The sequence below is a fragment of the Moorena sp. SIO2C4 genome, from assembly GCF_010672485.1.
Lineage (GTDB): Bacteria > Cyanobacteriota > Cyanobacteriia > Cyanobacteriales > Coleofasciculaceae > Moorena > Moorena producens.
The window spans coordinates 1-5,043 of sequence record NZ_JAAHGN010000536.1 but is presented as its reverse complement, the minus strand read 5'-3'; the positions used below and the strand labels follow the sequence as shown (position 1 = coordinate 5,043).

The window sequence follows — 5,043 nt, the reverse complement described above, 5'->3', positions numbered from 1 at the left end:
ACGCTTTGAGATAATACGGTACGGTGGGGCACACCGGAACCAGATGAAGTGATGCAGCGCGGTCTTGGGGAGGCAGCGCGGTCTTGGGGAGGCAGCGCCGCCAAAGGGGGTTTCCCCCATGAGCGACTGCCGTGGTCTCCCCCATGAGCGACTGCCGTGGTTTCCCCCATGAGTGACTGCATCAAGACAAGGAAGGAAACGGACTTTTTAAGGCACTTCCAGGTAAGTAGTCAAACGCCTAAGGAGAATCGCCCGCTGGGTCTGTTGTGAACTGACTAGAAACTTGGTCTTGACGGGTTTTTGGTTTAGATATTGTCTGATTTTTGGCGGCGTCAAAGATGGGAACACAACGGTTTAAGGTGACTCGTTGATCTAGGAATCCCCGCGCCTTTCGGGCTTTGCCCGACGCTACGCGAACAGGCCGGGGAGTGTCAACACAAGTACGGTAGAGCCAACTCATGTAAAAACTCATGTAAAAACTCATGTAAAAACTCATGTAAAAACTCATGTCTAGGGTTTTTATATAGGTTGTAAACAAAATTATTGCTCAAAAAGCCAAGAGTAAATAAGCAAAACGCAAGAGGGGCAAGAGATTAAAAGTTTTATTGTCCAATCAAAAAAGACCATACACGTTTACATCTCAAATAAAAACCCTATATACAGTCGAAAGTCGGGAGTCAACAGAAGCGGGAAATGGGGAGAATTCTTCCGATAGCACTACGCAATAAAGTTAGGACATGGCTAAAAGCTGAAAACCTGTTGTAGTAAACTTTTGACTTCTGACTTGTGACTTGCGGACTTGCGCGTAGCGCTATATCTCCCCATTTCCCGCTTATAAAAATCTGACTAAATCGCGTTTATACAAACAAAATCAATGGCTTTGAAGCGCAAACGCCACTTTTTTGCCTATTCTCTGCTATTCTCTGCTATTCTCTGCTATTCTCTGCTATTCTCTGCTATTCTCTGCTATAATAGCCCTCCCCAGTCAGGGAGTCCCAGGAATACAACTAGTTAACAATATTTAATATTAAGCTGGAAATTATATATGGTATTATAGCTGAGGGTCAGGAGAAGAAATGAAAGGAGGTCTGGCGTTGCTGAAACATTAGTACTATTTCCCATTAGCGCAAGCTTAAACCCGGGAGCTATAGATAATGTACAAATATTGATAGGTGACAGGCTCCCCCTATTACCTATTATCCATTACCTATTACCCATTACCTATTACCCATTACCTATTACCCATTACCTATTACCCAAATAAGCGTACAAATGTTCTGCATAAGTGACATGCTACCACTGCTGGTTAACTGGGGTGCCATTGCCCAGTCATCAGCTCTAAAATTGTAAGCTATCAGCTATCAGCTATCAGCTATCAGCTATCAGCTATCAGCTATTAGCTATCAGCTATCAGCTATTAGCCATTAGCTATCAGCTATCAGCTATCAGCTATCAGCTATCAGCTATCAGCTATCAGCTATCAGCTATCAGCTATCAGCTATCAGCTATTAGCCATTAGCTTATGCGCTATGGGCACGCTACTTTATGAACAGCTTTTGAATACAATAAGCTGACCACTAACGGCTGACCACTAACGGCTGACCACTGACGGCTGACGGCTGAATGCTTACCTAAAATTGGTTGCTCATTCAGGGTAAACCCATCTAATTTGCTGATTCATATTATGCATAATAGTGTTTTAATAGTGTTTTTTAAATTCAATAAACACTATAGCTTTTAGTTTTCAAAAGGGTAAGGCCAAACCTTTAGGTGACGTTTCGGTGTGTCACGTTTGCTCGAGCACTTAAAAGGTGCTTGTTGATAAATTTCAGTGACCTTGTACATGAATATTGATAGTATACTGGAAATTGTTGACCGTCAACTAAAAGATAGTCAACATCGACCCCTTACTTCCACAGAAGTAATTATGCTGGGTGGGGTTTGGCAGTATAGAACTTATAACCAAATTGCCCTCGAAGCAGGTTATAGTGCAGGCTACCTGACCAATGTCGTTGCTCCAGATTTGTATCAGCGACTCTCGGAGGTGATTGGCCAGCGGGTAAGCAAGAAAAACTGTCGGGTGCTGCTGGAGTCTTATGCCACTGCCCAAACATCCTCAGAGACAAACCCTTTGAAGCAAGATCTGGTGAAGCAAGATCTGCCGGGCAATCCCGCCCATGAAACCGGTGAGATACTACCAAGCTACCCCAGTGGCTCAATCCCTCTCGACTCTCCCTTTTACCTAGAACGCTCTTCCCTTGAGGAGCAAGTTGATCAAGAAATCAAGAAACCGGGAGCGTTAATCAGGATTAAAGCTCCCAGAGAAATGGGCAAAACGTCTCTGCTGCTGAGGATTCTTGACCATGGCAACCGCCTGGGCTACCATACTGTGAGCTTGAACCTAGAGCAAGTCGAGCAGGAAATTTTAAGCAATTTGAATCAATTTTTGCGCTGGCTGTGTGCCAACATCGCTCACCAGCTTCAGCGTAAACCGATGCTAGACGAGTATTGGGATGAAGACCTGGGCAGTAAAATTAGCTGCACCCTCTACTTCCAAGACTATCTACTTGAGTTAATTGATACTCCCCTAATCTTGGCATTGGATGAGGTGAGCCAGATTTTCGAGCATCCCCAAGTCGCCAAGGATTTTTTACCTCTGTTGCGTTCTTGGTACGAAGAAGGGAAAAGACTGCCCATCTGGCAAAAGCTTCGCCTGGTAGTGGTTCACTCCACGGAAATTTACGTTCCCCTGGAGCTTAACCAGTCTCCGTTCAATGTGGGGCTGCCGGTTCAGTTAAAAAACTTCAGCCAGGAGGAGGTGCAGCAGTTAGCCCAAAGCTACGGACTCGACTGGGTAGGTCCCGAAGAAGCTAAACAATTAATGGTAATGCTGGGGGGACATCCGGCACTGGTCAACTTAACGCTCTATCATCTTAGTCGCAAGGATATAACTCTGTCCCAACTGCTAGAAAGTGCTCCCACTGCCACTGGAATTTATGCTCATCACTTGCAGCGTCATTGGGCAACATTGGCAAAACAGCCGGAATTAGCACAAGCTCTTGATACGGTTCTCAAGGCCACTGAACCTGTGCCCTTAGACCCCATCCTAACTCACAAGTTAAGCAGTATGGGGTTGATTAAACTTTCAGGTGCTCAAGCGATCGCAAGTTGTGAATTGTATCGACAGTATTTTATGAAAAAGGGAGAGCAGCAGTTTATGTACGCACCCTCTGTCTTGTAGCCTAATCATTATTGATCAGCGGTCAGCGGTCAGCGGTCAGCGGTCAGCGGTCAGCGGTCAGCGGTCAGCGGTCAGCCATTTGCGTAGCGTGGGCGTAGCCCATTAGCTGTTCGCGTAGCGTGGGCGTAGCCCATTAGCTGAATGCTTACGATCAGTTTTTAATGCTCCGTTTACGATTCAATATTTTGTTTATTAGTTTTTTCATGAGATTTTATATGAGATTTTATATGAGTTTTATGAGTTTCATAGGTCAAAAGTCAAACTAATATAGTAAGTATTCAGCCGTGAGCTTTTAGCTCACGCTACTTGAGGTGCTGTCAGCTGTCAGCCTAATGCTTAAAATAAAGCGTTGCTGATTCAAAAGCTGTTCGGTGTAGCGTTCCCATCATAGCATAAGCTGAAAGCTGAAAGCTGAATGCTGAAAGCTGAAAGCTGAATGCTGAAAGCTGAATGCTGAATGCTGAAAGCTGATAGCTGATAGCTTACCTTAAATGTCTGTGTCTTGTGTCTGTTACTCTGATGATGATCAAAAACTCCGATTCTAAGCTGAAGAGTAAATTGAATTTGGAAACTGGCTCTTTAACAATTGTTGGTACGGGGATTCAATTGGTAAGTCATCTGACCTTGGGGGCGAAAGCCTGGATAGAACAAGCGGACAAGGTTTTATATGCGTTGGCTGACCCAGTAACCGCTAAATGGCTCAAAGAATTGAATGCCACAGCAGAACCTTTGCCATATAACCGGAACAATCAATGGCGCAGACAGACTTATCAAGAAATGACCGAAAAAATATTGACAGAAGTTCGTAAGGGGCTGAATGTCTGTGCTGTGTTTTACGGTCATCCTGGGGTTTTTGCCAATCCAGTGCAGGCAGCTATTAAACAGGCACATCGTGAAGGCTTCAGAGCACAGATGCTACCTGGAATTTCTGCGGAAGATTGCTTATTTGCTGACCTTGGTGTCGATCCTGGTCGAAACGGGTGTCAAAGTTTTGAAGCAACGGACTTTTTGATTCGACGGCGTAAATTTGACCCCACTAGCCCCTTGATTTTGTGGCAGATTGCCATGGTTGGCAATCTCGGTTTTTATAAACCGGAGGAACAGTTTCGTCCTCTAACCATATTGACCGAGGTCTTAAAGACACATTATGGAGGTGACCATGAAGTGATTGTTTACGAAGCAGCAGTTTATTATCCAGTTTGCCAACCAGTTATCCAGCGTATTCCTCTGTCCAAGCTACCACAAAGCAGTGTTAGTGAGGTTTCAACCCTTTATATTCCGCCTCACGCTCTAGCACCTGTGGACAAAGAAATGATGGCGCGCTTAGGTATGTCTTTTGTTAAAGAAGCTACAGGGGAGAAACAGATCTGATGACAGCTTATCAACAAACTGTGTCTGACCTCAAGTTAGCGTCCCCACAGAACCCTGAGAAAGCTAAGGCTCTAGCTCAGCAAGGTGAGGCGGATCGGCTGATGGGAAATTTTGAAGCTGCCCTCGCCAAGTTCACCGATGCCCTTGAGCTAAATTCTAACTACCCTTGGGCTCTCGCTCACCGTGGGCAAACCTACTATCAGATCAAACGTTATCAGGAAGCCCGAACAGATTTTAGCCGCGCTATTGATCTCAACCCTAACTACCTTTGGGCTCTGGCTCACCGGGGCGTAACCTACCGCTTTATGGGGGAAGCATATTACACAATGGCAGTGGCTGACTTGGATCGAGCCATTGAGCTGAAGCAGGATTACCTTTGGGCAATTGCCTATCGCTGCCGCGTCTATGCACTGATGAAGTGCTACAAGAAA

General features: G+C 45.3%; 4 protein-coding genes. 3 read left to right on the top strand and 1 reads right to left on the bottom strand.

Annotation, left to right across the window (positions count from 1 at the left end):
- Positions 1 to 238: 238 nt before the first annotated feature.
- Positions 239 to 538, bottom strand: a complete 300-nt coding sequence (locus F6K20_RS23780) for a hypothetical protein (protein ID WP_287265165.1) — start codon at positions 536 to 538, stop codon at positions 239 to 241.
- Between the two features lie 1,305 nt (positions 539 to 1,843).
- Here F6K20_RS23780 and F6K20_RS23775 point away from each other — a divergent pair.
- The 3 genes from F6K20_RS23775 to F6K20_RS23765 all read left to right on the top strand — a co-directional run.
- On the top strand, positions 1,844 to 3,241 hold the full coding sequence (locus tag F6K20_RS23775; protein ID WP_287265163.1) for an AAA-like domain-containing protein: 1,398 nt from the start codon (positions 1,844 to 1,846) through the stop codon (positions 3,239 to 3,241).
- A gap of 519 nt (positions 3,242 to 3,760) precedes the next feature.
- Entirely contained in the window at positions 3,761 to 4,612 is an 852-nt protein-coding gene (locus F6K20_RS23770; RefSeq protein WP_287296253.1) for an SAM-dependent methyltransferase, read from the top strand.
- Positions 4,612 to 5,043: tetratricopeptide repeat protein (locus F6K20_RS23765; protein ID WP_287296252.1), on the top strand; the 432-nt coding region annotated here is incomplete at its 3' end. The genes F6K20_RS23770 and F6K20_RS23765, both read left to right, overlap by 1 nt.